Here is a 26,021-nt window from a genome sequence, read left to right as displayed (position 1 = left end):
GGTCCGTTCATCGGACCGCATCGGCGCACCCGCCGCACTCCCCCTCGGGGGTGGGTGCCCGGGTGAGATCTCGTCAATGCCCGTAACCACGGTGCGGTCCGCCGTAGGGTGGGGGGATGCCGGAGTTACCTCCGACCCCGCTGACGCTGGTGCTCGTCGATGATCACGAAATGGTGCTGCACGGGCTCGACGCCATGCTCGGACATTTTCCCGACGACGTCGTGATCGTCGGCCAATCCACCACCGACACCGCCGCGCTGCGGATGGTCGCCGAACATCGGCCCGATATCGTCCTGTGCGATGTGCGGATCGGCAAGGCCAGCGGCCTCGACCTGTGTCGCCAGATCACGGTGCAGTATCCCGACACCAAGGTCGTGCTGCTGACCGTCTACGACGACGAGCACTACCTGTATCAGGCGTTGCGCGTCGGTGCCTCGGGCTACATTCTCAAGCGGGTCGACGGACGCGAACTCGTCGCCCAACTGCGCCGCGTCCAGGACGGCGAAACGGTGGTCGACGCGTCGCTGGCAGGCCGCGTGGCGCTGGCCGCGGCCAGGCTCAACGCGGGGCAGTTCTGGTCCGGCGCGCACCTCGGACTGACCCAGCGTGAGTCAGAAGTGTTGGGGCTGTTGGTTTCCGGTCATTCGAACCGGGCGGTCGCGAGCAAGTTGGTGGTCAGTGAGGACACCGTGAAGACCCACATTCGCGGGCTGTATCGCAAGCTGGGGGTGTCCGATCGCAGCGGCGCGATCGCGGTTGCCCTGCGGGAGGGGCTGTTTCGGTGAGCTACGCGGGCGGCGCGGTTCCCACCGCGGCGGAGCTCGCCCCACTGCTCGGGGCCGAAGGCGTGTTGCTCTACGCCATCGACGGCCAGGATCTGAGCATCGTCGATCTGTGGCCCGCGCACCCCTCCGCGGGTTCCTTGCGGTTACAGGTCGGATTCGGGGTGACCGGATTGGTGGCCCGCACGCGCAAGCCGGTGCTGCTCGATGCCGATTCGCCGCGTAACGCACTGCACCGCAGACTGTTACGCCTGGAACCGCAGCAGACCGTCGCCCGGATGTGCCTGCCGCTACCCGGCCTGGAAGGTGACGTGGTTGGCGTACTGGCGGCACACCGCAGCCCGCGGAACCCCTTCGGGCAGCACGACCTCGAGCGCGCGCAACAGCAGGCCGCTGTGCTCGGGTTGTGGTTGCACGCGCAGCGGCTGTTCCGCACCGTCAACCGGCAGCGCACCGAACGGGACCGCCTGGTCGAACAGGCGATCACCGCCCAGGAGGCCGAACGTCGCCGCATCGCCTTCGACCTGCACGACGGCGTCACCACCGCGCTCGCCTCGATGTCGTTCCACCTGTCCGCCGCCGACCTCACCGTCTCCGAACTCGCCGCCCATGTCGACGGCACCGACGAGGCGAGCCAGCGCGACCTGGCCCGCGCCCGCGCCGAACTCGTCAGCGCCCGCGAGCTGGCCGATTTCGCCTACAACGAGACCAGGGCGGCGATCTCGGGCCTACACAGCCTCGTCCTCGACGACCTCGGCCTGGTCGCCGCGATCGAATCGCTGGTGCGCACGGTCAGTACCGACGGCCCACCGGCGATCGAGTTCCTCGTCGACCACGCCGCGGCCATCGACGACATCCCCGACCACGCCGCGGCCACCCTCTACCGGATCGCGCAGGAGGCACTGGCCAATGCGGTGAAACACGCAGGCGCACAACGCATCGTGGTCTCCCTTCGGCGGGTCGGCGATTCGGTGATCTTCGGATGCTCCGACGACGGTGAGGGTTTCGACCCGGCGCAGCGCCGCGCCAACCGCGCCGCCGACACCGACGGCGAACAACACTTCGGCCTCACCTCGATCGCCGAACGATGCGCCATTATCGAAGCCTCCCTGCGCGTGGAGTCGATGCATGGCCGCGGGACGACGCTGCTGGTCGAGCTACCGTTGAGATAGCTCGACCAGCGAGTCAGGACACGCTCGCGCGCGCGGTGTCCTCGACCGATTCCCGCCAACCGAAGCGATCGTGGAAGCGCCGCAAGGGTCCGGGTGCCCACCAGTTGGCGTGTCCCGCCAAGCGCATGAGGGCGGGAACCAGGATGCCGCGCACGACGGTGGCGTCGATCGCGACAGTGATCGCCATGCCGATGCCGAGCTGCTGGAGGAAGGTGACACCGCTGGTCGCGTAGACGGCGAAGGACGCGGCCAAGATCAGGCCCGCGGCCGTGATCAGTGGGGCCGAACGTGCGATGCCGCGGGGAACCGAGCCGATCGGGTCGCCGGTGCGGTCGTAGTCCTCTTTGATGCGCGAGAGCAGGAACACCTCGTAGTCCATGGACAGGCCGTAGGCGATGCAGAACATCAGAATCGGGATGCTCGGCTCGATACTGCCGGTCGGGGTGAAGCCGAGGACGCCTGCCAACGCGCCGTCCTGAAAACCCCACACCAGCACGCCGAACATGATCGACATCGAGAGCAGATTGAGAACCGAGGCCTTCAGCGGCGCGAGCACACTGCCTGTCATCAGGAACAGCACGACAAAGGTGACCAGCAGGATCAGTGCCGCCACCACCGGCAGCCGTGCCGTGACACCGTCGCGGTAGTCGACCATCTCGGCCGGAAAGCCACCGACCAGAACATCGAAAGGCGCTGCGGTGGAGCGGATGTCGGCGACAAGGCCGGGGGAGTCGGTGGCCAGGCGTGCGGCGGTGGGCACGACGCGCAACCAGGTCGCCTCGCCATCGGAGAAGCGCGCCGGGTCGGCCGTGGACGCCGAATCCACCCGCAGCACACCGGGAATCGCGGCGAGCCGATCGGCGAACCCCGCGATGTCACCGAGAGCGTTGGGCCCGGCATGCGGTGCGACGATGTGGAGGGCGTCGGCTTCCTCGGTCTCGAAATCGGCACGGATGGTGTCGTACATGGCACGCACCGGCTGTTCGGAGCTGACGATCCGGTCGTCGGGTGGACCGAAGTTCATGCCGAGGGCGGGTGCGCCGAGCAGCAACAGGACCAGCAACACCGAGCCGCCCGCCGCCACCGGCCTGCGCATCACCTTCTCGGCTGTCCGGTACCAAAAGCTCTGTTCCGCAGCGCCGGTCGGCTTCGCGGCCAGTGCGCGACGGCCGAGCAACGTCAGCATGGCAGGCAGGATCACCACCGCCGCGACCACCGCCGTCGCCGCCACCGCGATCCCCGCGTACGCGAACGATCGTAGGAAAGGGAACGGGAAGACGAAGAGCACGGCCAAGCTGATTCCCACGGTCGAGGCGCTGAACGCGATCGTGCGCCCCGCGTTCGCCACCGCCCGGCGCACCGCCGCAGCCACGTCGTGACCTGCGGTGAGTTCCTCCCTGATTCGATAGGTCATGAACAGCCCGTAGTCGACGCCGAGCCCGATGCCCATGACCAGCGCGATATTCGCGGCGAAGGTCGACACGTCGGTGAACACGCTCACCGCCCGCAGCGCGGCCAGCGTGCCGACCACACAGAAAAGGCCGATCGTGACGGTGAGCAGTGCCAGGGTGACTCGTCGCAACACCAGCGCCAGCAACGCGAATACCAGTGGTAGCACGATGAGTTCGGCGCGCAGGAAGTCGGCTGAGGACTGCTCGGCGACGTCGCGGAACACTTCGTCGGCGCCGCCGAGGGTGAGCGCGACAGCGGGGTCGCTGACGGACTCGACGATCTGGGCTTCGATGCCGGGCAGGAGTTCGCCGCGTACCCGGTCGGCGTCGCCCGGTGCCCAGGCGAGCACGAGCGCGCTGCGGTGATCGGTGGCAGCCAAGGTGGCGGGCGCTCCAGCCGACCAGAACGACCAGGCGTCACCGATCCCCGGATACGCAACGAGGTCTTCGGTGAGCCGCGTGCCGATCGCGGCGACATCGGCATCGCGCACATCGCCGCCGGTGGCGGTGACCAGGATCGCGATATTCGGTGCGCCGGTGTCGAATCTGTCGGCCAATTCACTTGCAGCGGAGCCGGATTCAGAGTTGGGGCTTTCGAATCTGTTCAGCGAGAGTGAGTCCATCGCACCACCGGCCGCGACGAGAAGTAGCAGGAACAACGCCAGTGCGGCGGCGAGTAGAGCGCGTGGTCGATGGGTGACGAACCGTCCGAGCATGGGCGTTCCTCTGATAGCCTGCGAATATACGAGCAATCACTCGTAAGACCGAAGATACGAGTAATTGCTCGCATATTCAAGGAGGAATATGGCCGAGGTACGTCGTCAGGAGCGCGGCCGCCGTCGCATGGAGCAGATCCTGCACGCGGCGGCGCAGGTGTTCGGCGAACGTGGGTACGAGAACGCGACGACCAATGCGATCGCCACCGCCGCGGGCATCTCACCCGGCTCGCTCTACCAGTACTTCCGCAACAAGGAGGAATTGGCCGCGGCGCTCGCCGAGCTGTATCGGGAGCGCTTGGCCGCCTTCGGTCCCACGTTCGACACCGCCGCCGGCCCGGGCGATCTCGACATGCTGCTCGACCGTGTCGTCGGACCGCTGGTCGAATTCAACATCGCCAACCCCGGGTTCAAGGCGCTGTTCGCGCGCGCCGACATGCCCACCGTGCTACGCGAGGCTGTCGACCCCGCGCACCGAGCAATCCACGTGCGCGTGGAAGCCCTTGTCGGCGCTGTCCTCCCCGATCTCGCCCCCGATGTCCGCGCCCGGTGCACCGCGGTGGCCATCCAGACCGTCCGGGCCATGATGCCGATGATCGTCGACGCTCCCGAGGCCGAGCGTGCCGCTCTGGCCGACGAGCTGCGCCTGGTCCTGCGGTCCTATCTGACGGCTCGCGGGAGTGGCGCCTCGTAGGCCTGGTCAACGGACGCAGCAGCGGTGCCCGAGGGGTAGCGCCGCTGCTGCGCGTTGCCACCGCGTCAGCACGCGAGGTGCGACCTCGCCGGAGCTCAGCTACTGCGCCTGATCGGTGGCGTGGGAGGCAGTGTGGCAGTTTTCGAGCAGGACCTGTTGTGCGGCAGTGACTTCGGCGGGCGCGCCACCCCAAGTATGCAGGGCGGAGCTCACCAGGGCACGTCCGAAGGAGAACGTCACCGGCCACGGGCGCTCGTCGATGGCAGTCAACGCGCTCAGGAACTCGCACACGTCGGCGGTCGGATGCCCGCCGGACAGGAACGCGATTCCCGCGACCTCGGCGGGCACCTGATCGCGCAACACCGCGAACGTGGCCGCGGCGACCTCGGTCGGCGCGACGGGCGCGGCGTCCAGGCCCGGCGTGACGAAATTCGGCTTGAGCACGATCCCGGTCAGGTCCACCCCGGCATCGATCAGGGCCTCGAACAGCGAGCTCAACGCGAGCGCGGTGGCATTCGCCGACCCCGCGAGGTCGTGGTCGCCGGTGCACAGCACCTCGGGCTCGACGATCGGGACGATGCCGTGCTGGTGGCACAGCGCCGCGTACCTGGCCAGGGCCTGACCGTTGGCGCGCGCGGCGTAGGGGGTGATCGTGTGCACGTCGAACACCGCACGCCACTTGCCGAACGCGGCGCCACGATCGGCATAGGAGGCCAGGCGCGCGCCGAGCCTGTCCAGACCCTCGGTGATCAGCGCGCCGTTCTGACCGGGTAGCGGTGTGGTGCCGGTGTCGACCTTGATGCCGGGCAGGATGCCGAGCTCGCGCGCCGCGACCGGGAACGGGCGCCCGTCGGCGAGATCCTGACCGAAAGTCTCGTCGCACAGGATGATTCCGCTGATCGTTGCCGACAGGCCATCAGCGGTGAGCAGCAGTTCGCGATAGTCGCGCCGGGTGGTCGCGCTCGCGGGCACCCCTTCCTGTTCCAGGCGCGATGACATGGTGGTGATCGACTCGTCGGCGGCGAGAATGCCGCGGCCGCCGCTCGTCAACTGCTTGGCGATGTCGGCGAGGGCGGTGGCGGGAAGTGTCGTCATGACGACCAGCTTGCGAGCTACCCGGCCCGCCGTCCTCACCCCTTCGGGCGAGACCGAGTGTGAAATGCGGCGGCGCCGACCTGGTCCGGATCACACAGGTGGGCGACGAACAACCTTGTCGCCGAAGTCGGTTCGGCCGACGTGCAGACATGCCACGGTCGATCCAGCGGTGTTCCCGGCACGGCGTAGGCGACCAGTTCCCCCGCGGCGAGTTGCTCGCGCGCCGCCTCCTCGTGCACCAGCGTGACCCCCAGACCCTCACGTGCGGCGGCGACCGCGGCACCCGAGGTGCCGAGGGTGAGCAGTGGTGGCGCGGCTTGGAGTCTGCTCAGCAATGACAGCGTGGTGTCACGGGTGCCGGAGCCGATCCCGGTGAGCAGCCACGGTGTCGTCAGCGGATCCTCGATCAGGCCGGGACGCCCGACCAGAATCAGCCGGTTCGCCCGTTGTGCCGCGGTGATCAGCCCGGATCCCCGTGGCGGCCTGCCCGCCAGTGCGATGTCGAAGACATGGTCGGCGGCGCGGGCGAACAACTCGCCGCGCGTCAGCACCGACAGCGAGAGCTCGACGTGCGGATGAGCTTGCGCGAACGTGGCCATCAACAACGGCAGCACATACTCGCTCGCCGTCGCCACGGCCCCGATCCGCACTCGGCCCCGATCGGCATCGCGTACCGCTCCCGCCGCCTCGGCGAGTAATCCGAGCAGCTTGCGCACGTATCCGGCGAAGATCTCGCCCGAGTCCGTTGCCACGATGCCGCGCCCGGATCTGCCGAAAAGTCTTGTGCCCAAAGCATCTTCCAGCGCGGTGATGGCAGCCGACACCGCGGGGGGTGTGACGTGCAGTGTTTCGGCGGCCGCCCGCACGCTGCCGGTCTCGTACACCGCGAGAAAGGTGCGTAACCGACCCCAGGTGGCGGCGGCAGGCAGGTCAGGAGAGGCGAACACAGTTCAATGATGCCTTAACAGTGGGCAGGAAAGATTCCATTGTTGTTGAACAGTCCACGCCCACACACTGAGAGGGCTTCTCCAGGCGTGACCCGAAAGGAACGGCGATGACGACGATCGAGAACGAGGGCCCGGCCATCAAAGAGCGGTGGGACCCGGGTGTTCAGAGTTACGCCGGAATGGGTTACTGGAACCCCGATTACGTGCCCAAGGACACCGACGTGCTCGCCGTCTTCAGGGTCACCCCGCAGGACGGCGTCGACCCCATCGAGGCCGCTGCCGCCGTCGCCGGCGAATCGTCCACCGCCACATGGACCGTCGTGTGGACCGACCGGCTCACCGCCAACAGTCACTACCAGGCCAAGGCGTACCAGGTCGACGAAGTACCCGGCAGACCCGGCGAGTACTTCGCCTACATCGCCTACGACATCGACCTCTTCGAGGAAGGCTCCATCGCCAACCTCACCTCCTCGATCATCGGCAATGTCTTCGGCTTCAAGCCGCTCAAGGCGCTGCGCCTGGAAGACATGCGCATCCCCGTCGCCTACACCAAGACCTTCCAGGGCCCCGCCCACGGCATCGTCATGGAACGGGAGATGCTCAACAAGTACGGTCGCCCGCTGCTCGGCGCCACCATCAAGCCCAAACTCGGTCTGTCGGCGCGCAACTACGGACGCGTGGTCTACGAGGCCTGTCGTGGCGGTCTCGACTTCACCAAGGACGACGAGAACATCAACTCCCAGCCCTTCATGCGCTGGCGTGACCGCTTCCTCTACGCGATGGAGGGGGTGAACCGGGCGATGGCCGAAACCGGCGAGATCAAGGGCCATTACCTCAATGTCACCGCCGGGACCATGGAGGAGATGTACCGGCGAGCGAATTTCGCCAAGGAACTCGGCAGCGTGGTGGTGATGATCGACCTCACCATCGGCTACACCGCCATCCAGTCGATGGCGCACTGGGCCCGCGAGAACGGCGTCCTACTGCACCTGCACCGGGCCGGGCATTCGACCTACACGCGGCAGAAGACGCACGGCGTGAGCTTCCGGGTGATCGGGAAGTGGTCGCGGCTGATGGGCGTGGACCATGTCCACGCGGGCACCGTCGTCGGCAAGCTCGAAGGTGACCCGGCAACGACCCGCGGCTTCTATGACACGTTGCGCGACAACGATGTTCCGAGAAATCTCGGCAACGGCATCTTCTTCGACCAGGACTGGATCTCGATGCCCGGGGTCATGCCGGTGGCCTCCGGTGGCATCCACGCGGGCCAGATGCACCAGCTCCTCGACCTTTTCGGCGACGATGTGATCCTGCAGTTCGGTGGCGGCACCATCGGCCACCCGTACGGCATCGCCGCGGGCGCCGAGGCCAACCGGGTGGCGCTCGAAGCAGTTGTCAAGGCGCGCAACGAAGGTCGCGATCTGCTGATCGAGGGACCTGAGGTACTGCGCAGAGCGGCCAAGCACTGCACCCCGCTGCAGGCGGCCCTCGACACCTGGGGCGACATCACCTTCGACTACACCAGCACCGACGCGCCCGACGTGGTGGCGACTCCGGTGCCCTCGAGCTGACCAGGAGCACCTGATGAAACTTCGCTACGGAACCTTCTCCTACCTGCCCGATCTCACCGACGACGAGATCGCGGCCCAGGTGAAGTACGCCCTCGAGCACGGCTGGCCGATATCGCTGGAATACACCGACGACCCGCACCCGCGCAATGTCTACTGGGAGATGTGGGGGCTACCGATGTTCGACCTGGTCGAACCCGACGGCGTGCTCGCCCAGCTCGCGGACTGCCGTGCCACCTTCCCCCAGCACTACATCCGGCTGCTGGCCTATGACGCGGCCCTGGGCAGGCAGTCCACCGCGATGTCGTTCCTCGTCCAGCGACCCGCGCACGAGCCAGGGTTCCTGCTCGAACGCGTCGAGGGCCCCGACCGCACCCAGCGGTACTCGGTGAAGTCCTACGCCACCGCCCGTCCGACCGGCGATCGGTACACGGGCGAGTGAACTGATGGACACACCAAAGGGATTCGGGTTCCACCGGCCGTCTGCGGGCTGCTCGGCGCAGACCACGGCAGTCGAGGAACAGGCGCCAGAGCCTGCGATCCTCGGCGACGACGAGGTGCTCGATCTCTCGGCCGACGAGGCCGCGGCCAGGGTGGCCGACACCCTGGCCGCGCTCGACGCCGAGCTGGTCGGCTTGGCCGCGGTGAAGCGTCGTGTCCGCGAGATCGCCTCGCTGCTCCAGGTCGACCGGGCGCGGCGCCGCTTCGGGCTCACCACCACGCGCCCCACCTTGCACATGAGCTTCACCGGCGGACCCGGCACCGGCAAGACCACGGTCGCCCTGCGGATGGCGGCGATCCTGCACGCGCTCGACTACATCAGAGCACCGCGCGTGCACACCGTCACCCGTGACGACCTGGTCGGCCAGTTCATCGGCCATACCGCACCCAAGACCAAGGAGGCGATCGCCCGCGCGGCCGGGGGAGTGCTGTTCATCGACGAGGCCTATTACCTGTTCCGACCGGAGAACGAGCGGGACTACGGGCAGGAGGTCATCGAGATCCTGCTCACCGAAATGGAGAACGAGCGCGGTGATCTGGTGGTGATCTTCGCGGGCTACCCCGATCGGATGGCGACCTTCTTCGCCGCCAATCCGGGTCTGAGTTCCCGTGTGCCGCACCATCTCACCTTCGCCGACTATGACCACGCGGAGCTGACCCAGATCGCGGGGCTGATGGTGGAGTCGGAAGGATTCGCCTTCGACGACGAGGCCCACAAGGCCTTCGCCGAGTACCTCACGCTGCGCATGGAGCAGCCCCGGTTCTCCAATGCGCGCAGCGTGCGCAACGCCATCGAACGGTGCAGGCTGCGGCAGGCCCGGCGGTTGGTCGCGCTCGACCGGCCACTGGGCAAGTCCGATCTCATCACCCTCACCGCCGAGGACGTGTACGGCAGTAGTGTCTTCGAGCCGGCACCGGACTGAGTCACGAGCAGGGGAAAGCCCGATAACCGACATCTATCAGGTGATCGGGCTTTCCGCTTTGACAAGGTGGGACAATGTGAGAAGCCTTTTATCAGATATGCCGGACGCGCGGTGCCGCGGAACTGAAAAGAAGCTGACACATGACCTCGATCGAGGACCCAGAAGACGATCTGAGCGTGACCCCGCCCAAGACCTGGGCGGTCGGCGTTCCGGCGGTGGCGCACGCGATCGCGTACTCGCTCTCGCAGAACACCCCGGTCCGCACCGCGCTCACCCTGCTGAACATCAATCAGACCAAGGGCTTCGACTGTCCCGGCTGCGCGTGGCCCGAGACCGAGCGCCGCCACCTCAACGAGTACTGCGAAAACGGTGCCAAGCACATCAACGACGAGGCCACCACCCGTCGCGTCACCCGGCAGTTCTTCGCCGAGCACCCCGTCGCCGAGCTCGACACCATGTCGGACTACTGGCTCAATCAGCAGGGCAGGCTCACCGAGCCGATGGTGAAGCGGCCCGGCGCCACCCACTACGAGCCCATCGGCTGGGACGACGCCTTCGACCTGATGGCCCGCGAACTGCGCGGACTCGCCACCCCGGACGAGGCACTGTTCTACACCTCCGGCCGGCTCAACAACGAGGCCGCGTTCCTGCTGCAACTGTTCGCCCGCGCCTTCGGCACCAACAACCTGCCCGACTGCTCGAACATGTGCCACGAGTCGAGCGGTTCCGCGCTGAAACAGACCATCGGCGTCGGCAAGGGCACCGTGTCGCTCGACGATATCTACGAAGCCGACCTGATCTTCGTCGTCGGCCAGAACCCCGGCACGAACCATCCGCGCATGCTGTCGGCGCTGGAGGAGACCAAACGCAACGGCGGCAAGATCGTGGCGGTGAACCCGCTGCCCGAGGCCGGGCTGATCCGGTTCAAGAACCCGCAGAAGGCGCGCGGGGTGATCGGACGCGGCACCGAGATCGCCGACTTCTTCCTCAAGATCCGCCCCGGTGGCGACCTCGCGCTGTTCCAGATGCTGAACAAACTGCTCCTCGACGCTGAGGACGCGGCGCCGGGCACGGTCCTCGACCACGAGTTCATCGCCGCGCAGACCACCGGTTTCGATGCCTTCGCCGCGCACACGAGGGCGATGAGCTGGGACCACGCGCTCACCGCGACCGGGCTGACCCGTGCGGAGATCGAGGCCGTGCACCGGCAGGTGCTGGCCAGCAAGAAGGTCATCGTGTGCTGGGCGATGGGTTTGACCCAGCACAAGCACGGCGTGCCGACCATCCGCGAGATCGTCGACTTCCTGCTGCTGCGCGGCAACCTCGGCCGCCCCGGCGCCGGGGTGTGTCCGGTGCGCGGGCACAGCAATGTCCAAGGCGACCGCACCATGGGTATCTGGGAACGGATGCCGCAGTCGTTCCTGGACGCGCTCGGCAAGGAATTCTCGTTCACCCCGCCCGCCGCGCACGGGCTCGACTCGGTCGGTTCGATCCGTGCCATGCGCGACGGCAAGGCGAAGGTATTCGTCGGTGTCGCAGGCAATTTCGCGCGCGCGACACCCGACAGCGACGTGACCGAGGCGGCCCTGCGACGGTGCTCGCTGACCGTGCAGATCTCCACCAAACTCAACCGCTCACACACCGTGTGCGGTGACACGGCGCTGATCCTGCCCACGTTGGGCCGCAGCGACCGCGACATCCAGGCCACCGGCGAGCAGTTCTACACGGTCGAGGATTCGATGAGCCAGGTCCGCACGTCACGGGGGCGGCTCGACCCCGCCTCACCCGACCTGCTGAGCGAGGTGGCGATCATCTCCCGCCTGGCGCGCACCACGCTGGGTGCCGAGTCCACGATTGCGTGGGAGGGGTTCATCGCCGACTACGCCACCGTGCGCGACCACATCTCCCGGGTCGTTCCGGGATTCGAGGACTTCAACGCCCGCGTCGGCAATCCGCGTGGGATGCTGCTGGTGAACCCGGTAAACAAGGGCATCTACGACACCGCAAGCGGCAGAGCCGAATTCACCTGCAACGACTTCGACATGCTCGACGCTCCGCCGGGATATCTTGTGCTGCAGTCACTGCGATCCCACGACCAGTGGAACACCATCCCGTACGCGGCCGACGACCGCTACCGCGGCATCCACAACGCGCGCCGGGTGGTGATGGTCAACCCGGACGACCTCGCCGAGCGGGGGATCGCAGACGGGGACGTGGTCGATATCGTCAGCATCTGGCACGACGGCACCGAGCGGCGAGCGGCGAACTTCGTCGCCGTCGGATATCCGGCCAGCCGTGGGTCGGCGGCGGCGTACTACCCGGAGACCAACGTGCTGGTTCCGCTCGACAGCGTGGCCGACATCAGCAACACGCCGACATCGAAAGGGATCATCGTGCGCCTGGAACCGGTCGGCTGAGTCGACATAGATACACTGCACCTATGTCCGTGCGCACCCGTCAGCCACTAGTTCCCGGCACCCAGTCGCCGATCAGGGACGTTCCCCGCTCCATCGAGCGCCCCGAATACGTGTGGAAGAAGACCGCGAACGAGGGCAACGAGCCCTGGGTGCAGACCGCCGAGACCATCGAGAAGATGCGGATCGCGGGCAAGATCGCGGCGCGGGCACTCGACGAAGCGGGCAAGGCCGTGGTCCCCGGTGTCACCACCGACGAGCTCGACCGGATCGCCCACGAGTACATGTGCGACCACGGCGCCTACCCCTCCACGCTGGGGTACAAGGGCTTCCCGAAGTCCTGCTGCACCTCGCTCAACGAGGTCATCTGCCACGGTATCCCCGACTCGACGGTGGTCGAAGACGGCGACATCGTCAATATCGATGTCACCGCCTTCATCCACGGCGTACACGGCGACACCAACCGCACCTTCCTCGCCGGCGATGTCGACGAAGAGGTGCGGCTGCTGGTCGAGCGCACCGAAGAGGCGACCAACCGGGCCATCAAGGCGGTGAAGCCGGGTCGCGCCCTGAACGTGGTCGGCCGCGTCATCGAGGCCTACGCCAACCGCTTCGGCTACGGCGTGGTCCGCGACTTCACCGGCCACGGCGTCGGCCCCACCTTTCACAGCGGCCTGGTGGTCCTGCACTACGACCAGCCCAACATCGAGTCGGTGATCGAGCCCGGCATGACCTTCACGATCGAGCCGATGATCAACCTCGGCGGCATCGACTACGACATCTGGGACGACGGCTGGACCGTGGTCACCCAGGACCGCAAGTGGACGGCGCAGTTCGAGCACACGTTGGTTGTCACCGAGACGGGCGCGGAAATCCTGACTCTGCCGTGAGTTTGTCGGCCGATTCGCGGGGGGCCGACGTTGCCGCCCGGATGAGCTGTTGCGGCGGCCGGGCATACGCGGTAGATCGGTGTTCGGCGTGAGCGACGCGGCGTTGCGCGGGGCGCTCTTGATCGCAGGAACCACTTCCGACGCGGGGAAAAGCGTTGTGGTGGCGGGTATCTGCCGGATGCTCGCCCGGCGTGGGGTGCGGGTGGCGCCGTTCAAGGCGCAGAACATGTCGAACAACTCGGTCGTCACCCTCGACGGCGGGGAGATCGGGCGCGCCCAGGCGTTGCAGGCGCGGGCCTGTGGGCTGGAGCCGAGCGTGCGGTTCAACCCGGTGCTGCTCAAGCCCGGTAGTGATCGCCGCTCGCAGTTGGTGGTTCGCGGCAAGGCGGTCGGAACTGTCGGCGCGCGTGACTATTTCACCCGCCGGCAGGAGCTTCGCGAGGTCGTCGCGGCCGAATTGGCTTCGCTGCGTGCCGAATTCGATGTGGTGATCTGCGAGGGCGCGGGCTCGCCCGCCGAGATCAATCTCCGTTCCACCGATCTCGCGAACATGGGTCTGGCCCGGGCCGCCGACATTCCGGTCCTGGTGGTCGGTGATATCGACCGAGGCGGTGTCCTCGCGCACCTGTTCGGCACCGTGGCGGTGCTGGAACCCGAAGACCAGCAACTGATCTCGGGCTTCATCATCAACAAGTTCCGCGGTGATGTGTCGTTGTTGCAACCCGGCCTCGACCAACTCACGACCCTCACCGGCCGCCCCACCCTCGGCGTCCTCCCCTTCGCCGAGGATCTCTGGCTCGACGCCGAAGACTCCCTCGGCACCATCTCCGGCGCCCCCGTCGGCCGCCCCGCCCCACCGCAGGGCACCGACTGGCTCACCGTGGCCGCCATCCGCCTCCCCCGAATCTCCAACTCCACCGACATCGAAGCGCTGGCCTGCGAACCCGGCGTAGCCGTCCGCTGGGCCGACAGCCCCCACCAACTGGCCACCGCCGACCTCGTGGTCGTGCCGGGTTCGAAAGCGACCATTTCGGATCTGGAGTGGTTGCGCGCCAACGGAATCGGTGCGGCCCTGCGCTCCCGCGCCGCGGCGGGCCGCCCCATCCTCGGTATCTGTGGCGGCTACCAGATGCTCGGCCGACGCATTGTCGACGGCGTCGAGCACCGGGCCGCCGAATCGTCGGCGCCCGGGTCGACACCGGATCATGACGGTATCGAAACCCTGGCGACCGTGGCGGACGGCCTCGGCCTCCTCGACCTCGACATCGAATTCGCGGACCCCAAGATCGCCCGCCAGGTGACCGGCGCAGCGGGCTCGATTCCCGTGCACGGCTACGAGATCCACCACGGCAGAGTCACCCACACCGCTGATCCCTGCTGGTTGACCGTTGATGGCGCCCCCGAAGGTAGTGCGAGAGAAGCGGTCTGGGGAACCCACTTGCACGGACTCCTCGAATCCGACGAGTTCCGCCGCACCTGGCTCACCGAAGTCGCCGCCCGAGCCGGACGCACCGGCTTCACCGTCGCCCCCGACACCTCGGTCGCGGCCGTCAGATCCACGCAACTCGATCTACTCGCCGACCTCATCGAGCGACACGTCGACCTCGCGGCGCTCGATCAGCTGATCCGCGACGGCGCTCCGGCCGACCTCCCGGTGATCCGCACCGCCCGATGACCGGGGTGTGCGGCCCGTCTCGCCTCACAGTCCCGGGAGCGGTGTTGTGACAGGTTTGGCAATTTCGCCGGGGTGGGCAGTGAAAGCCCAGTACACGGGGGTGGAGTGATCGGTGGGGCGTGGCGGAACAGGCCTCTTTGTTCAGCCCGGACGTGTACCGTAACCCGGCATGAAATCTCGGCAGATCACGGTCGGTGACCAGGCCTGGACGGTGCGGGTCGACGGGCCTACTTCGCGGCACAATGTGCTGCTGCTTCCCGATGCGGACGACCCTGCCGACGTATTCGACAAGGTCTGCGCGCGGCTGCACGAATCCGAGCTGCAGACCATCGTCGTGGAGTCGGCCGGGGGGCTCGAGCCCGCGGGGGTGCTCGCGATTCTCGACGAGCTGGAACTGCCCTACGTGAATGTCGCCGGGCGCGGGACGGGCGCGGCGTTGGCGTGGCGGGTGTGTGCGGGGCGGTTCGGGCGGTTCATGAGCCTGGTCGTCGCCGACCACGGGCACCCGGCCGTTTCCGCCGCCGATGGCACAGTTCCCGATGCCTCCTGCCCGCCGCTGGAGCTGCCCGTCACCATGCTGGTCACCAAGAGCCTGCCCCGCGCCACCGCCGATGCCTCCGGCCGCTTCGTCTACGGCGAATTCCGTGTTGTCCCTTTGGAAGTCGACAACGTCGCCACCGAAGCGGGCCACGAACTCGCCACCGAAATCGTCCTGCGCACCAGCCTCTGGTAGATCAGCTCTTCCGGTACGCCGCCAACCAGTCGAGCCAGTTGTCGGTTTCCTGGAAAGCGTTGGCGCGCACCGCTTCCGAGGAAAGGAACACGTCGTGGCGGGCGCCCTCGATCGGGACGATCGAGGTGCGCTCGCCCAGGCAACCTGCCCAGCGCTGGATCTGCTTCACATCGAGCACGGCATCGGCCACGTCGACGGCGGGGGAGTGCGCGCGGGCGAACTTGGTGATCCGTGAGCGCAGGATCAGCGCGGGCACGCCGATCGTCAGGCCCTGGTGCAGGCGCGCCTGACCCCGGCGGACGGCGCGCAGCCACCCGAGCCGGACGGGTTCGCCGCTGAGCGGCTTCCAATCCAGGTTGTAATCCCACTCACCCGAGCGGGTGCGGTGCAGGCTGTCGCCGTATGCGGTGTTGACACCGGCGGGCAGCCGGGCGAAGGCGCGGAACCGGCCGACCGTATCGATCACCGGAGTGCCGATGGTCCGGTAGAAGGACGGTCCCTGCAGGTCGAACCAGGGGCTGTTGAGGACGACACCGGCGACGCCCGCCGCCGCACTGCCGACCGTCGATTCCAGCCGGTCCAACCACAGCGGCACGATCAACCCACCGGTCGAATGCGCGAGGATCAGCACATCGGTGCCGGTCTCCGCACGCGCGATCTGCAGCGCCTCATTGAGCTCGTCGTCGTAGAAGGCCAGGTCGCTGACGTAGTGCGCGCTCTGCCCATCACGCCGCGATCGACCGCATTTGCGCAGGTCGAGAGCGTAGAAACGGTGTCCGCGAGCCGCGAAGTGCTCGGCGAGGTGCTCCTGGAAGAAGTAGTCGGTGAATCCGTGCACGTAGAGCACTGTCGGCTCGACCGCCGGTGCCGCGGTCTCGGGCCGATAGCGCACGAGGGTGGCCACCACCTCGCCCTCACCGTCGGGGTCGACACCGAGCGGGAGGGTCCGCTGCTGGTAGGCGGCGCCGAGAACATCGGGCTGCCACTGCTCGTCGGCTCGGTTGTCGAGGGTTTCTTTCGTCACACCACCCAATCTATCCCGCGCCTCCAGCGGCAGACAGGGTTGGTTTACATCACATTCGGGAGGTCCGTTGCAGAACTCCGCTCGGTGCAGGTGCACAATTGGCATCAGGTGAACGACGGGTAACCTACCTCCCGGCGATTCACCGCGAGTCGCATGAACACCGCCAAAGCGCCCGCGCCAAGCGAACTCACCCGCCGGTGGGTAGCTGAGAAGGACAAGGAAGTCGATCTACCCGTGCCGAACGCTGCGAAGAGTGAAAAGACCGATGTAGTTCTCATCGGCGCTGGCATCATGAGTGCCACGCTGGGCGCGCTGCTACGGCAGCTGCAGCCGGACTGGACGATCTCGGTGTTCGAGCGGCTCGACGCCGCCGCCGCGGAGAGCAGCGACCCGTGGAACAACGCGGGTACCGGCCACTCGGCGCTGTGTGAGCTCAACTACAGCCCGCAGAACGCCGACGGCTCGGTCGACGTGAGCAAGGCCGTCGACATCAACGAGCGCTTCCAGGTCTCGCGCCAGTTCTGGGCCTCAGCTGTCGACACCGGCGTCCTGGACGACCCGGCCGGCTTCATCAACCCCATCCCGCACGTGAGCTTCGTGCACGGAGCCGACAACGTCGACTACCTGCGCAAGCGCTATGAGGCGCTGTCGCCGCACCCGCTGTTCCGCGGCATGGAGTTCATCGACAGCCCCGACGAGTTCGCCGCGCGCCTGCCGCTGATGGCAAAGGGCCGCGACTTCAGCGACCCGATCGCGCTGAACTGGTCCGACGGCGGCACCGATATCGATTTCGGCGTGCTCACCAAGCAGCTGCTCGCCTACATCGGCTACTCCGGCGGCGAGATCGCCTTCGGCACCGAGGTCAGCAACCTCGACAAGCAGTCCGACGGTTCCTGGGACGTCACCGTCCGCAACCTGCGCACCTACAAGTCGCGCACCATCAACGCGAAGTTCGTCTTCGTCGGTGCAGGCGGTGGCGCGCTGCCGCTGCTGCAGAAGGCCGGAATCAAGGAGGCCAAGGGATTCGGTGGCTTCCCGATCAGCGGCCAGTTCCTGCGTTCCACCAACCCCGAGCTGATCGCCGCGCACGAGGCCAAGGTCTACGGCAAGGCCGCCGTCGGCGCGCCGCCGATGTCGGTGCCGCACCTCGACACCCGCGTCATCAACGGCCGCAAGGGCCTGCTGTTCGGTCCCTACGCGGGCTGGACCCCCAAGTTCCTCAAGGACGGGTCAAACACCGACCTGTTCAAGTCGATCAAGCCGAACAACATCGCCTCGCTGGTCGGCGTCGGTCTCACCGAGCTGGGCCTGACCAAGTACCTCGTCGAAGAGCTGCTCAAGTCGCAGAACGGCAAGGTCAGCGTGCTCGGGGAGTTCCTGCCGCGCGCGCAGGCCCGGGACTGGGAGCTGATCACCGCCGGTCAGCGCGTGCAGGTCATCCGTCGTAAGGGTGCCGGTGGTGTGCTCGAGTTCGGCACCGCGGTCATCTCCGCCGAGGACGGCTCCATCGCCGGTCTGCTCGGTGCGTCGCCGGGTGCGTCGACCTGTGTCACCGCCATGCTCGACGTGATGCAGCGCTGCTTCCCGCAGCAGTACGAGGCCTGGACCCCGCAGTTGCAGACGATGATCCCCTCGCTCGGGCAGAAGCTGTCGGAGAACCAGGCACTGTTCCAGGAAGTGTGGGACTGGACCAACGCCACGCTGAAGCTGGACCGCAACAATCACGCCCCCGCGCGCGATCAGGTCCCGAGCTTCGCACAGGTGTGAGTGCCGAACTGCGGCGGTCGTGGGCGGCGGATCTCGATTCCGCCACCCTCTACCGACTGCTGCGATTGCGCGTGGATGTGTTCGTCGTCGAGCAGGAATGCGCCTATCCGGAGTTGGACGGGCGTGACCTGCTGCCGACCACCCGGCATCTGTGGATCGACGACGGCTCCGTGCTCGGCACGCTGCGCCTGCTCGAGGAGTTCGTCGACGGGGCGAGGAGCTATCGCATCGGCCGGGTGTGCGTCGCGCCGTCTGCTCGCAAACATGGGTACACCACCCGTCTGATGCAGGCCGCGCTGGCTGAAACCGGTTCGGCCACTGTGCGATTGGATGCCCAGTCGCACCTGGTCGGCATGTACGCGAAGTTCGGTTTCGCCGTCGACGGGCCGGAATACGACGACGACGGGATCATGCACGTGCCGATGCGGCGCGGCTGACGCAGTTGCAGGTCGACGGCGGTGTCGGGCTTCGGTTCCCTGGCCCGGAGATGCCCGGGGGGCTGCCAGGATCGCCGCGCGCATAGAGTTGGGGCGTGCCTGGTTTTGCTGATGTTGCCGCTGGTCCGCACACTGCCGCGCGCGTGGCGGGTGAGGCGGGGTTCCCGTTCTCCGCTGTGGTGGGGCAGGAGCGGCTGCAGCTGGCGTTGATCTTGTCGGCCGTGCACCCCGGAATCGGTGGGGTGCTGGTGCGCGGCGAGAAGGGAACCGCGAAGTCGACGGTGGTGCGCGCGCTGGCGCAGTTGCTGCCGCCTGTTGTCGACGAGACCGGGGCCAGGCCCGCGCGATTGGTGGAGCTGCCGGTCGGTGCCACCGAGGATCGTGTCGTGGGCTCGCTGGATCTCGAGCGGGTGCTGCGCGACGGCGAACAGACATTCCGGCCCGGTTTGCTGGCAGCGGCCCACCACGGCGTGCTCTATGTGGACGAAGTGAACCTGCTGCACGACCACCTGGTGGACGTGTTGCTCGACGCGGCGGCGATGGGTCGTGTGCATGTCGAGCGTGACGGTGTCTCACACTCGCACGAGGCGCGATTCGTTCTCGTCGGGACGATGAACCCCGAAGAGGGGGAGTTGCGGCCGCAGCTACTTGACCGGTTCGGGCTCACCGTCGACGTGGCGGCCTCGCGTGAGGTCGACGTGCGGATGGCGGTGGTGCGCCGACGTCTCGACTACGAGGCCGACCCGGCCGCGTTCGCCGCCCGCTATGTCGACGCCGATCAGATTGTGGCCGAACGGATTCTGACCGCGCGGGACCGGCTGCCCGAGGTCTCGCTGGACAACTCGGAGCTGCGGCGGATCGCGGCGCTGTGTGCGTCCTTCGATGTGGACGGGATGCGCGCTGATCTTGTTGTCGCCCGGACCGCCACCGCGCATGCCGCGTGGCGTGGGCGGGATCGGGTCACCGAGGACGATGTGCGGATCGCGGCGGAGTTGGCGTTGCCGCATCGGCGGCGCCGTGATCCGTTCGACGAGCCCGGAATCAGTGAACAGCAGCTCGACGAGGCGATGGACGCCGCAGCGGCCGAGGTCGAAAGGGCTTCGGACGATGACGATTTCGACGGTCCGCGCGGATCGGGCGAGGGCGGCAATGGCCGTCACCGTGCCGGCGACGATCCCGACGGTTCGGATTCTCCTTGGCGCGGCGATGAGAGCGCGCGGGGCGACGGTCTCGATGATGCGGGTCCGGACGGCAGGGGGGTCGACGGCGCCCCGGGTCGCGCGGGTTCGGACGGACGAGGTCCCGGTGACGGTCCGGACGACCAGGGGCCCGACGATGGTCCCGACGGCGGCGGCCCCGAGGACGGTGGCCCCGGCGGTGGTGGACCGGGATCGACGGGTGGCGGACCGAACGCCGGTGGCTCCAGCGGTGACAGTTCGAACGGCGCCACCGGTGACAGCAACGACAATTCGCGCTCGGGTCCCGAAAGATTCTCGGGCACACCGACTTCGGCGGCGAAACCGATCCCGCGCTGGGAAGTTCCCGGTATCGGTGAAGGCGCGCCCGGCCGACGTTCACGCGCCCGGACCAGAACCGGCCGCACAGTCCGCGCGGATGCCGATCCCAGCACCGGCCTGCACCTGCTCGGCACCGTCTTCGCCGCCGCGCCGAAGCAGGTCGAGCGCGGTCGTCTGAGCGGCCCGCTCGCCCTGGCAGCCGAAGACCTGCGCGGCGCGTATCGCGAAGGGCGAGAAGGCAATCTGGTCGTCTTCGTGGTCGACGCCTCGGGCTCGATGGCCGCGCGAGATCGTCTCACCGCGGTGACCGGCGCCATCGTCACCCTGCTGCGCGACGCCTACCAGCGCCGCGACAAGGTGGCGGTGATCAGCGTCCGCGGCAGCGAGGCCGAACTGGTCCTGCCGCCGACGTCCTCGGTCGACATCGCCGTTCGCCGGTTGGCCGGAATGCGTACCGGCGGCAAGACCCCCCTCGCCGCGGGCCTGTTGAAGGCCCGCGAAGTGATCGCCCGCGAACACGTCCGCGATCCCCGCCGTCGCCCGATGCTCGTCCTGCTCACCGACGGCCGAGCCACCGGCGGTACCGACCCCCTCCCACGCGCCCGCACGGCCGCCAGGCTGTTGGCCGCCGAAGGTCACACCGCCATGGTCATCGACTGCGAACGCGGCATGATCCGCCTCGGCCTGGCCGCGGAACTGGCACGCGATCTGCGCGCCCGCTACCTGCGCTTGAACGAACTCACCGGTGAGACCGTCGCCGACGTGGTCCGCGCCACCGGCTCGCCCGTCCGCGCGGCGTAAAGCCGCCACGCCCCCGGAGGCCCCGGGCGCGCCCTGATAGAAATGGTGACGAGCTGGCCCCGTGGGCCACCGTTCGCCGCGAATACGCGCGTCAGTGCGACAAATGACGAGGAGTGACCAGTGCCCAAAGGTGTTCCCGAGAGCGTGCCAGAGGACGGCCTGACGACCCGTCAGCGGCGCAACCAAGCGGTCTTGGCCGTGCACACGGGGCCGGGCAAGGGGAAGTCCACCGCGGCGTTCGGGATGGCGTTGCGGGCCTGGAATCAGGGCTTCGACGTGGCGGTCTTCCAGTTCGTGAAGAGCGCGAAGTGGAAGGTCGGCGAGGAAGCCGCGTTCCGCACGCTCGGGACCCTGCACGAGCAGACCGGCGCGGGTGGCTCGGTCGAGTGGCACAAGATGGGTGAAGGCTGGTCCTGGACCCGCAAGCACGGCACCGAGGAAGACCACGCGGCCGCCGCCCTGTCCGGCTGGCAGGAGATCGCCCGCCGCCTGGCCGTTGAACAACACCGCTTCTACGTGCTCGACGAGTTCACCTACCCGCTCAAATGGGGCTGGGTCGACATCGACGAGGTCGTCGAAACCCTCACCAACCGCCCCGGCAACCAACACGTCGTCATCACCGGCCGCGACGCACCCCCGGCCCTGATCGAGGTCGCCGACCTCGTCACCGAGATGACGAAGGTCAAGCACCCCATGGATGCGGGTCGCAAGGGCCAGCGCGGTATCGAATGGTGAGTGTTCCCGCCGTCGTGATCGCCGCTCCTGCTTCCGGTAGCGGGAAGACCACGCTGGCGACCGGGCTCATCGGTGCGCTGCGCCGGGCGGGGCATCAGGTAGCCCCGTTCAAGGTGGGGCCGGACTACATCGATCCCGGCTATCACGGGCTCGCGGCCGGGCGGCCGGGGCGCAATCTGGATCCTGTTCTGGTGGGCGAGGATCGGGTGGTGCCGTTATACCGGCACGGTGCGCGGGGCTGCGATATCGCGATCGTCGAGGGCGTGATGGGCCTGTTCGACGGTCGGATCGACGAGAACCGCAGCGATGCGATCGCCGAGGGCTCCACCGCCCAGGTGGCGGGCTTGCTCGGCGCACCCGTGGTGCTGGTGGTCGACGCCCGCGGCCACTCGCAGAGCCTCGCCGCCCTCCTGCACGGCTTCGCCACCTTCGACTCGTCGGTCCGGCTCGGCGGCGTCATCCTCAACCGGGTCGGCAGCGAGCGCCACGAACAAGTCCTGCGCGCGGCCTGCGACCGCGTCGGCCTCCCGGTCCTCGGTTCCCTGCCGCGGATGGCTGAATTGGAAGTCCCCTCACGTCATCTCGGCCTCATCCCCGCCGTCGAACACGGTGCCGCAGCCACCGCCGCCGTGGACGCGATGACCGAACTCGTCGCGGCACATGTGGATCTGCACGCGATCGTCGCGATGGCGGTCGGCTCGGTCAGTGGCGACGCCTGGGATCCAGTGGCGGAGCTCGCTGCCGCTGAGCACTGCGCGCGCGAAGCGGAACCGGTGTCTACGGCCGAAGGGCCGCTGGTCGCGATGGCCGGTGGCTCGGCATTCACCTTCGGGTATGCCGAGCACCGGGAGCTCCTGGCTGCTGCTGGGGCTCGGGTGGTCGTCTTCGATCCTCTGTTCGACGAACTCCCGGACGGGACAGCGGGATTGGTGCTTCCCGGTGGCTTTCCGGAGGAGCACGCGGGGCAGCTTTCGGCCAACGACCGCCTGCGGAACGCAGTGGCCGACGGTGCCGCCAGCGGCCTGCCGATCCACGCCGAATGCGCTGGCTTGCTCTACCTCACGCGATCCCTCGACGGTCACCCGATGGCAGGGGTCATCGATGCCGATGCCGAATTCGGGCCTCGCCTGACACTGGGCTACCGCGACGCTGTCGCCCTGCACGACTCGGTGCTCTGGCGTGCGGGCGCGAGGGTGCGCGGCCACGAATTCCACCGCACCCGGTTGTCCCGCACGGGCGCCGAGAACGCCGCATGGGGCTGGCGCGCACCGGGTTCCGTAGCTGAGGGCGCTGTGGTCGGCCAGGTGCATGCCTCCTACCTGCACACCCATCCGGCGGGAAACCCCGACGCGATTGCCCGATTCGTTTCTGCCGCAAGCAGATTCGACCACTGATGTGCAACGGCGCGGAGCGGCGGTGGTGACGCCGGACACCTCGCAACGACCGCGGCTGCCGGTCGCCGTGGGTATCGGCATTCGGCCGGGGACCGGGGCCGAGCGGATCCTTCGGGCGATCCGGTCAGTTGTCGGTGACACCACCATCACGTGCCTGGCGACCCTCGATCGGCGCGCGACCGAAGCGGGTGTCCAGGCGGCCGCGGCGACCATCGGTGTGGCCGTGGTGGCGTTCACCGCCGAGCAGTTGGCCGCCGTCGATGTCCGAAACCGATCGCACCGGACTGCCGATGCGGTCGGCACCCCCAGCGTCGCGGAAGCCGCGGCACTGCTCGCAGGCAACGGTGAACTCGTTTGCGGCAGAACAATTGTCGACGGGATCGTGATCGCCGCGGCCGCAGTGCCGCGTTCCTGAATTTCTTCGCCGCCTGAGAACAAGAAATCGGAGCCGCCGCGACCTCGTTGTCGCGGCGGCGCCTTTTCTTCTCGCGCGAGCGGTTCCGTCAAGGGGCGACGGAAGACCAATCGGCGAAACCTGTGGGGTCGTGGCGGCCCATGGAGGCGTGTTCGAACAGGCCCCATCCTTCGGCGTCACCGCAACGGGCATAGCCGATGTGGTCGATCACGCCGTAGGGGGTGCGGCCCTTGATCGCGGGGTCGGTGAGGTCGTACGCGCTCGACAGCGACCAGTTCTCGCCCATCCAGCGGCCGTGGGTCCAGTCGGGGTCGCCGCCGTAACCGCAGCCAACGTGCAGGGCGATTCCGATGCGCGATTCGACCACGACCTCGAGTGGCTTCCCGTCGGGGGTGGTCATGTCCAGGCGCAGCGACTTCGGATGCCGGGTGCCGGACTCGTAGGTCCAGTGCATCCGGGGCCAGCCAAGTTGTTCCTTGCGGCCGTCGTTCCAGATCCGCACCGCGTTGTTGAGCGTGCGGGTTCCGTCGGGTTCTTCCTGCACGATCACCACGATCGAGAAGTCCTCGAACCGCAGCGGCGTGTACAGCCACCAGAAGCCGTCCATGCCGGTCGGCCGACCGGCCGGTTCCGGTTCACCGGACGGCCGGATGCCCCAGGAGCGGTCGCGACTGCCGGTCCAGACCGCCGGGTCGACGGTGTAGTCGGTTCCGTCGACCGCGAGAGTGCCCTCCCACGAACCCAATTGGGCGAAACGAGAGGCCTCGATGATGGGCCGCGTGCCGGACAGGACCAGGTGCGGCTGCTCCTGCACGGCGGGGTGCGCGCCGGTCCAGGTCAGGTCGAAACCGAGATCGTCGTGCTCGCACATTACGCGCAGCTTCCGCAGCGGCTCGATCACCTCGATCCGGTAGCCACCGACGGCGGTGTGCAGATCGCGCGTGGTGAGCGCGTCGGAGAACCGCACGCTGCGCTGGCGATCACTGTGGCGCACGGTCGCGAACGCGTCGACCACACCGAGGTTCGGGTACACGCCGAATCCGGTGATCAGCATGGCGTCGCCGGCCGGGTCGAAGGCGTTGAAGTAGTAGCGGTCGTAGAAGTTCCGGTCGCTGGTGGCCGCGCGGGCCAGCGAGAGCGGGGTCTGATGGACCGGGTATTCGTCCAGGGGGACGGGCATCGTCGCGCGCATGGTCAGTCCCATTCGTAGGTGCCGTCGAGCAGCGCCTCGAGGGAGAGGCGGTGCATCACGTAGTCGTCGAGTTCGGCGGGCACGGTGTCCTCGCCGAAGTGGATCATCCGGCACTTGATCCTGGCCATCACGATCGCGTGCCGTAGGGCGGCGTAGACGATGTAGAAGTCCAGATTCCGTACCGAATGGCCGCTCAGCTCTTCGTATTTCGCCACCACCGCGTTGCGGCGCAGGAAGTCGGCGAGACCCGGCTGGTCGAAGCGGGTGGCGATGTCCTGGAAGAACCGGTGGATGAAGATGGTCCAGCCCAGATCCAGTTCGCGCGGCGCGATCGTCGCCATCTCCCAGTCCAGCACCGCCGCCGGGGCGAACCCGTCGAACAGGATATTGCCGGGACGGGCATCGCCCCAGTTCAGCACCTCGGGGCCGGGATCCGCGGGCCAGTTCGCCTCGAGCCAGTCGAAAGTCCGCTCGATCAGCGGCACTTCGACGTCATGGTCGGTCAGCGCCCACTTGTACCAGGCGCGCTGCGCCTGGAAATGTCTGCGCAGGCCGGTGCCTTCGCCGTCGAGCAGCGGAAAGCGCTGGGCTACTTCGTCGATCGCGTGGACTCGGGCGATCACCTCGATGGTCGCGTCGGCGATCAGCGCGCGCTCGGCGGCGGTCGCGTCGAACAGCCAGCCGAAGAAGACATAGGGCGGATTGTCCGACGGTGCCCTGCCTTCGACCCGCTCCATTACGAGAAAGGGCGAGCCGAAGACCGACTCGTCGAGTTCGAGCCAGCGAAGCGGCGGCACGGCCACCTCCGACGTCGCGCCGACACCGGTCATGACCTGGTACTGCATCGCCAGGTCGTAGGACTCGAACACCGGGAACGAGCTGTCCTCGGGCGCCATCCGGATGACGAAGGACCCCTGCTCGGTGCTCCCGGCCGCCGTCCATTCGGCGTCGAACAGGATGGTGGTGCTCGACATGCCGCCGGCGGAAGGCTTGGTCAAGTTGCTGACCGTCGCCTCGGCGCCGACCTTGTCGGTCAGCCACCGCGTCAACGTCCCCGCGAGCTCGTCCAGATCGCGGTCACTGACCGTGAGCGACATCTGAGCAGCCGGATCCTGATCTTCGGACATTCGCGCGGGTCCCCCTGTCGACAAAACTGTAACGCGTGTCACCTCTGGGTA

At 67.7% G+C, this 26,021-nt stretch carries 22 protein-coding genes; 16 read left to right on the top strand and 6 right to left on the bottom strand.

What is annotated here, in order from left to right; translation table 11 throughout:
• The first annotated feature begins 116 nt into the window (after positions 1–116).
• Entirely contained in the window at positions 117–785 is a 669-nt protein-coding gene (locus ACLJPD_RS01230) for a response regulator (RefSeq protein WP_410869799.1), read from the top strand.
• The gene (locus ACLJPD_RS01225) at positions 782–1,954 is read left to right on the top strand and encodes a GAF domain-containing sensor histidine kinase (RefSeq protein ID WP_410869798.1); all 1,173 of its coding nucleotides are present in this window, start codon (positions 782–784) and stop codon (positions 1,952–1,954) included. Before ACLJPD_RS01230 ends, ACLJPD_RS01225 begins: the two co-directional genes overlap by 4 nt.
• Positions 1,955–1,967: 13 nt before the next feature.
• Here the strand turns inward: ACLJPD_RS01225 and ACLJPD_RS01220 are convergent, their stop codons facing one another.
• Positions 1,968–4,121 (bottom strand): MMPL family transporter, encoded by a 2,154-nt coding sequence (locus ACLJPD_RS01220; protein ID WP_410869797.1) that lies wholly within the window; start codon positions 4,119–4,121, stop codon positions 1,968–1,970.
• 88 nt (positions 4,122–4,209) lie between these two features.
• Here ACLJPD_RS01220 and ACLJPD_RS01215 point away from each other — a divergent pair, with 88 nt between their 5' ends.
• Positions 4,210–4,815: a TetR/AcrR family transcriptional regulator gene (locus tag ACLJPD_RS01215; RefSeq protein WP_410869796.1), complete on the top strand. Its 606-nt coding sequence runs from the start codon at positions 4,210–4,212 to the stop codon at positions 4,813–4,815.
• 99 nt (positions 4,816–4,914) lie between these two features.
• Here ACLJPD_RS01215 and ACLJPD_RS01210 read toward each other — a convergent pair whose 3' ends face one another.
• Together ACLJPD_RS01210 and ACLJPD_RS01205 are read right to left on the bottom strand one after the other, a co-directional pair.
• The gene (locus ACLJPD_RS01210; RefSeq protein ID WP_410869795.1) at positions 4,915–5,910 is read right to left on the bottom strand and encodes a class I fructose-bisphosphate aldolase; all 996 of its coding nucleotides are present in this window, start codon (positions 5,908–5,910) and stop codon (positions 4,915–4,917) included.
• Positions 5,911–5,945: 35 nt separating this feature from the next.
• Complete coding sequence (locus ACLJPD_RS01205; protein ID WP_410869793.1) at positions 5,946–6,857, bottom strand: LysR family transcriptional regulator; 912 nt, start codon at positions 6,855–6,857, stop codon at positions 5,946–5,948.
• Between the two features lie 107 nt (positions 6,858–6,964).
• Here ACLJPD_RS01205 and ACLJPD_RS01200 point away from each other — a divergent pair, with 107 nt between their 5' ends.
• The 7 genes from ACLJPD_RS01200 (at position 6,965) to ACLJPD_RS01170 (ending at position 15,561) form a co-directional block, all read left to right on the top strand.
• The gene (locus ACLJPD_RS01200; protein WP_410869792.1) at positions 6,965–8,428 is read left to right on the top strand and encodes a form I ribulose bisphosphate carboxylase large subunit; all 1,464 of its coding nucleotides are present in this window, start codon (positions 6,965–6,967) and stop codon (positions 8,426–8,428) included.
• Between the two features lie 13 nt (positions 8,429–8,441).
• A complete protein-coding gene (locus ACLJPD_RS01195) occupies positions 8,442–8,867 on the top strand; it encodes a ribulose bisphosphate carboxylase small subunit (protein ID WP_410869791.1) in 426 nt (141 codons plus the stop codon).
• 4 nt (positions 8,868–8,871) lie between these two features.
• Entirely contained in the window at positions 8,872–9,849 is a 978-nt protein-coding gene (locus ACLJPD_RS01190; protein WP_410869790.1) for an AAA family ATPase, read from the top strand.
• 140 nt (positions 9,850–9,989) lie between these two features.
• A complete protein-coding gene (locus ACLJPD_RS01185; protein ID WP_410869789.1) occupies positions 9,990–12,266 on the top strand; it encodes an FdhF/YdeP family oxidoreductase in 2,277 nt (758 codons plus the stop codon).
• A gap of 23 nt (positions 12,267–12,289) precedes the next feature.
• The gene (map, locus tag ACLJPD_RS01180; RefSeq protein WP_410869788.1) at positions 12,290–13,153 is read left to right on the top strand and encodes a type I methionyl aminopeptidase; all 864 of its coding nucleotides are present in this window, start codon (positions 12,290–12,292) and stop codon (positions 13,151–13,153) included.
• A gap of 88 nt (positions 13,154–13,241) precedes the next feature.
• Positions 13,242–14,828: a cobyric acid synthase gene (locus tag ACLJPD_RS01175; protein ID WP_410869787.1), complete on the top strand. Its 1,587-nt coding sequence runs from the start codon at positions 13,242–13,244 to the stop codon at positions 14,826–14,828.
• Between the two features lie 169 nt (positions 14,829–14,997).
• Complete coding sequence (locus ACLJPD_RS01170; protein ID WP_410869786.1) at positions 14,998–15,561, top strand: alpha/beta hydrolase; 564 nt, start codon at positions 14,998–15,000, stop codon at positions 15,559–15,561.
• 1 nt (position 15,562) lies between these two features.
• Here ACLJPD_RS01170 and ACLJPD_RS01165 read toward each other — a convergent pair whose 3' ends face one another.
• The gene (locus tag ACLJPD_RS01165) at positions 15,563–16,585 is read right to left on the bottom strand and encodes an alpha/beta hydrolase (RefSeq protein ID WP_410869785.1); all 1,023 of its coding nucleotides are present in this window, start codon (positions 16,583–16,585) and stop codon (positions 15,563–15,565) included.
• Between the two features lie 153 nt (positions 16,586–16,738).
• Between ACLJPD_RS01165 and mqo the strand changes: the two genes are divergently transcribed.
• The 6 genes from mqo (at position 16,739) to ACLJPD_RS01135 (ending at position 23,651) form a co-directional block, all read left to right on the top strand.
• The gene (mqo, locus tag ACLJPD_RS01160; RefSeq protein WP_410869784.1) at positions 16,739–18,352 is read left to right on the top strand and encodes a malate dehydrogenase (quinone); all 1,614 of its coding nucleotides are present in this window, start codon (positions 16,739–16,741) and stop codon (positions 18,350–18,352) included.
• Positions 18,349–18,789, top strand: a complete 441-nt coding sequence (locus tag ACLJPD_RS01155) for a GNAT family N-acetyltransferase (protein ID WP_410869783.1) — start codon at positions 18,349–18,351, stop codon at positions 18,787–18,789. Before mqo ends, ACLJPD_RS01155 begins: the two co-directional genes overlap by 4 nt.
• A gap of 143 nt (positions 18,790–18,932) precedes the next feature.
• The gene (locus ACLJPD_RS01150; RefSeq protein ID WP_410871884.1) at positions 18,933–21,107 is read left to right on the top strand and encodes a VWA domain-containing protein; all 2,175 of its coding nucleotides are present in this window, start codon (positions 18,933–18,935) and stop codon (positions 21,105–21,107) included.
• A gap of 120 nt (positions 21,108–21,227) precedes the next feature.
• Positions 21,228–21,842: a cob(I)yrinic acid a,c-diamide adenosyltransferase gene (cobO, locus tag ACLJPD_RS01145; RefSeq protein WP_410869782.1), complete on the top strand. Its 615-nt coding sequence runs from the start codon at positions 21,228–21,230 to the stop codon at positions 21,840–21,842.
• The gene (locus tag ACLJPD_RS01140) at positions 21,836–23,236 is read left to right on the top strand and encodes a cobyrinate a,c-diamide synthase (RefSeq protein ID WP_410869780.1); all 1,401 of its coding nucleotides are present in this window, start codon (positions 21,836–21,838) and stop codon (positions 23,234–23,236) included. The genes cobO and ACLJPD_RS01140 overlap by 7 nt, the downstream gene beginning before the upstream one ends.
• Positions 23,237–23,258: 22 nt before the next feature.
• Positions 23,259–23,651: a cobalamin biosynthesis protein gene (locus ACLJPD_RS01135; RefSeq protein ID WP_410869779.1), complete on the top strand. Its 393-nt coding sequence runs from the start codon at positions 23,259–23,261 to the stop codon at positions 23,649–23,651.
• 88 nt (positions 23,652–23,739) lie between these two features.
• Here ACLJPD_RS01135 and ACLJPD_RS01130 read toward each other — a convergent pair whose 3' ends face one another.
• Positions 23,740–24,831: a hypothetical protein gene (locus ACLJPD_RS01130; protein WP_410869778.1), complete on the bottom strand. Its 1,092-nt coding sequence runs from the start codon at positions 24,829–24,831 to the stop codon at positions 23,740–23,742.
• 14 nt (positions 24,832–24,845) lie between these two features.
• A complete protein-coding gene (locus ACLJPD_RS01125) occupies positions 24,846–25,970 on the bottom strand; it encodes a phosphotransferase family protein (protein WP_410869777.1) in 1,125 nt (374 codons plus the stop codon).
• Between the last annotated feature and the right edge of the window lie 51 nt (positions 25,971–26,021).

The organism is Nocardia sp. A7, from assembly GCF_046549215.1.
Classification (GTDB): Bacteria; Actinomycetota; Actinomycetes; order Mycobacteriales; family Mycobacteriaceae; genus Nocardia.
Note: the sequence above shows the minus strand (reverse complement) of the source record. Positions and strands in the feature narration are given on the sequence as shown.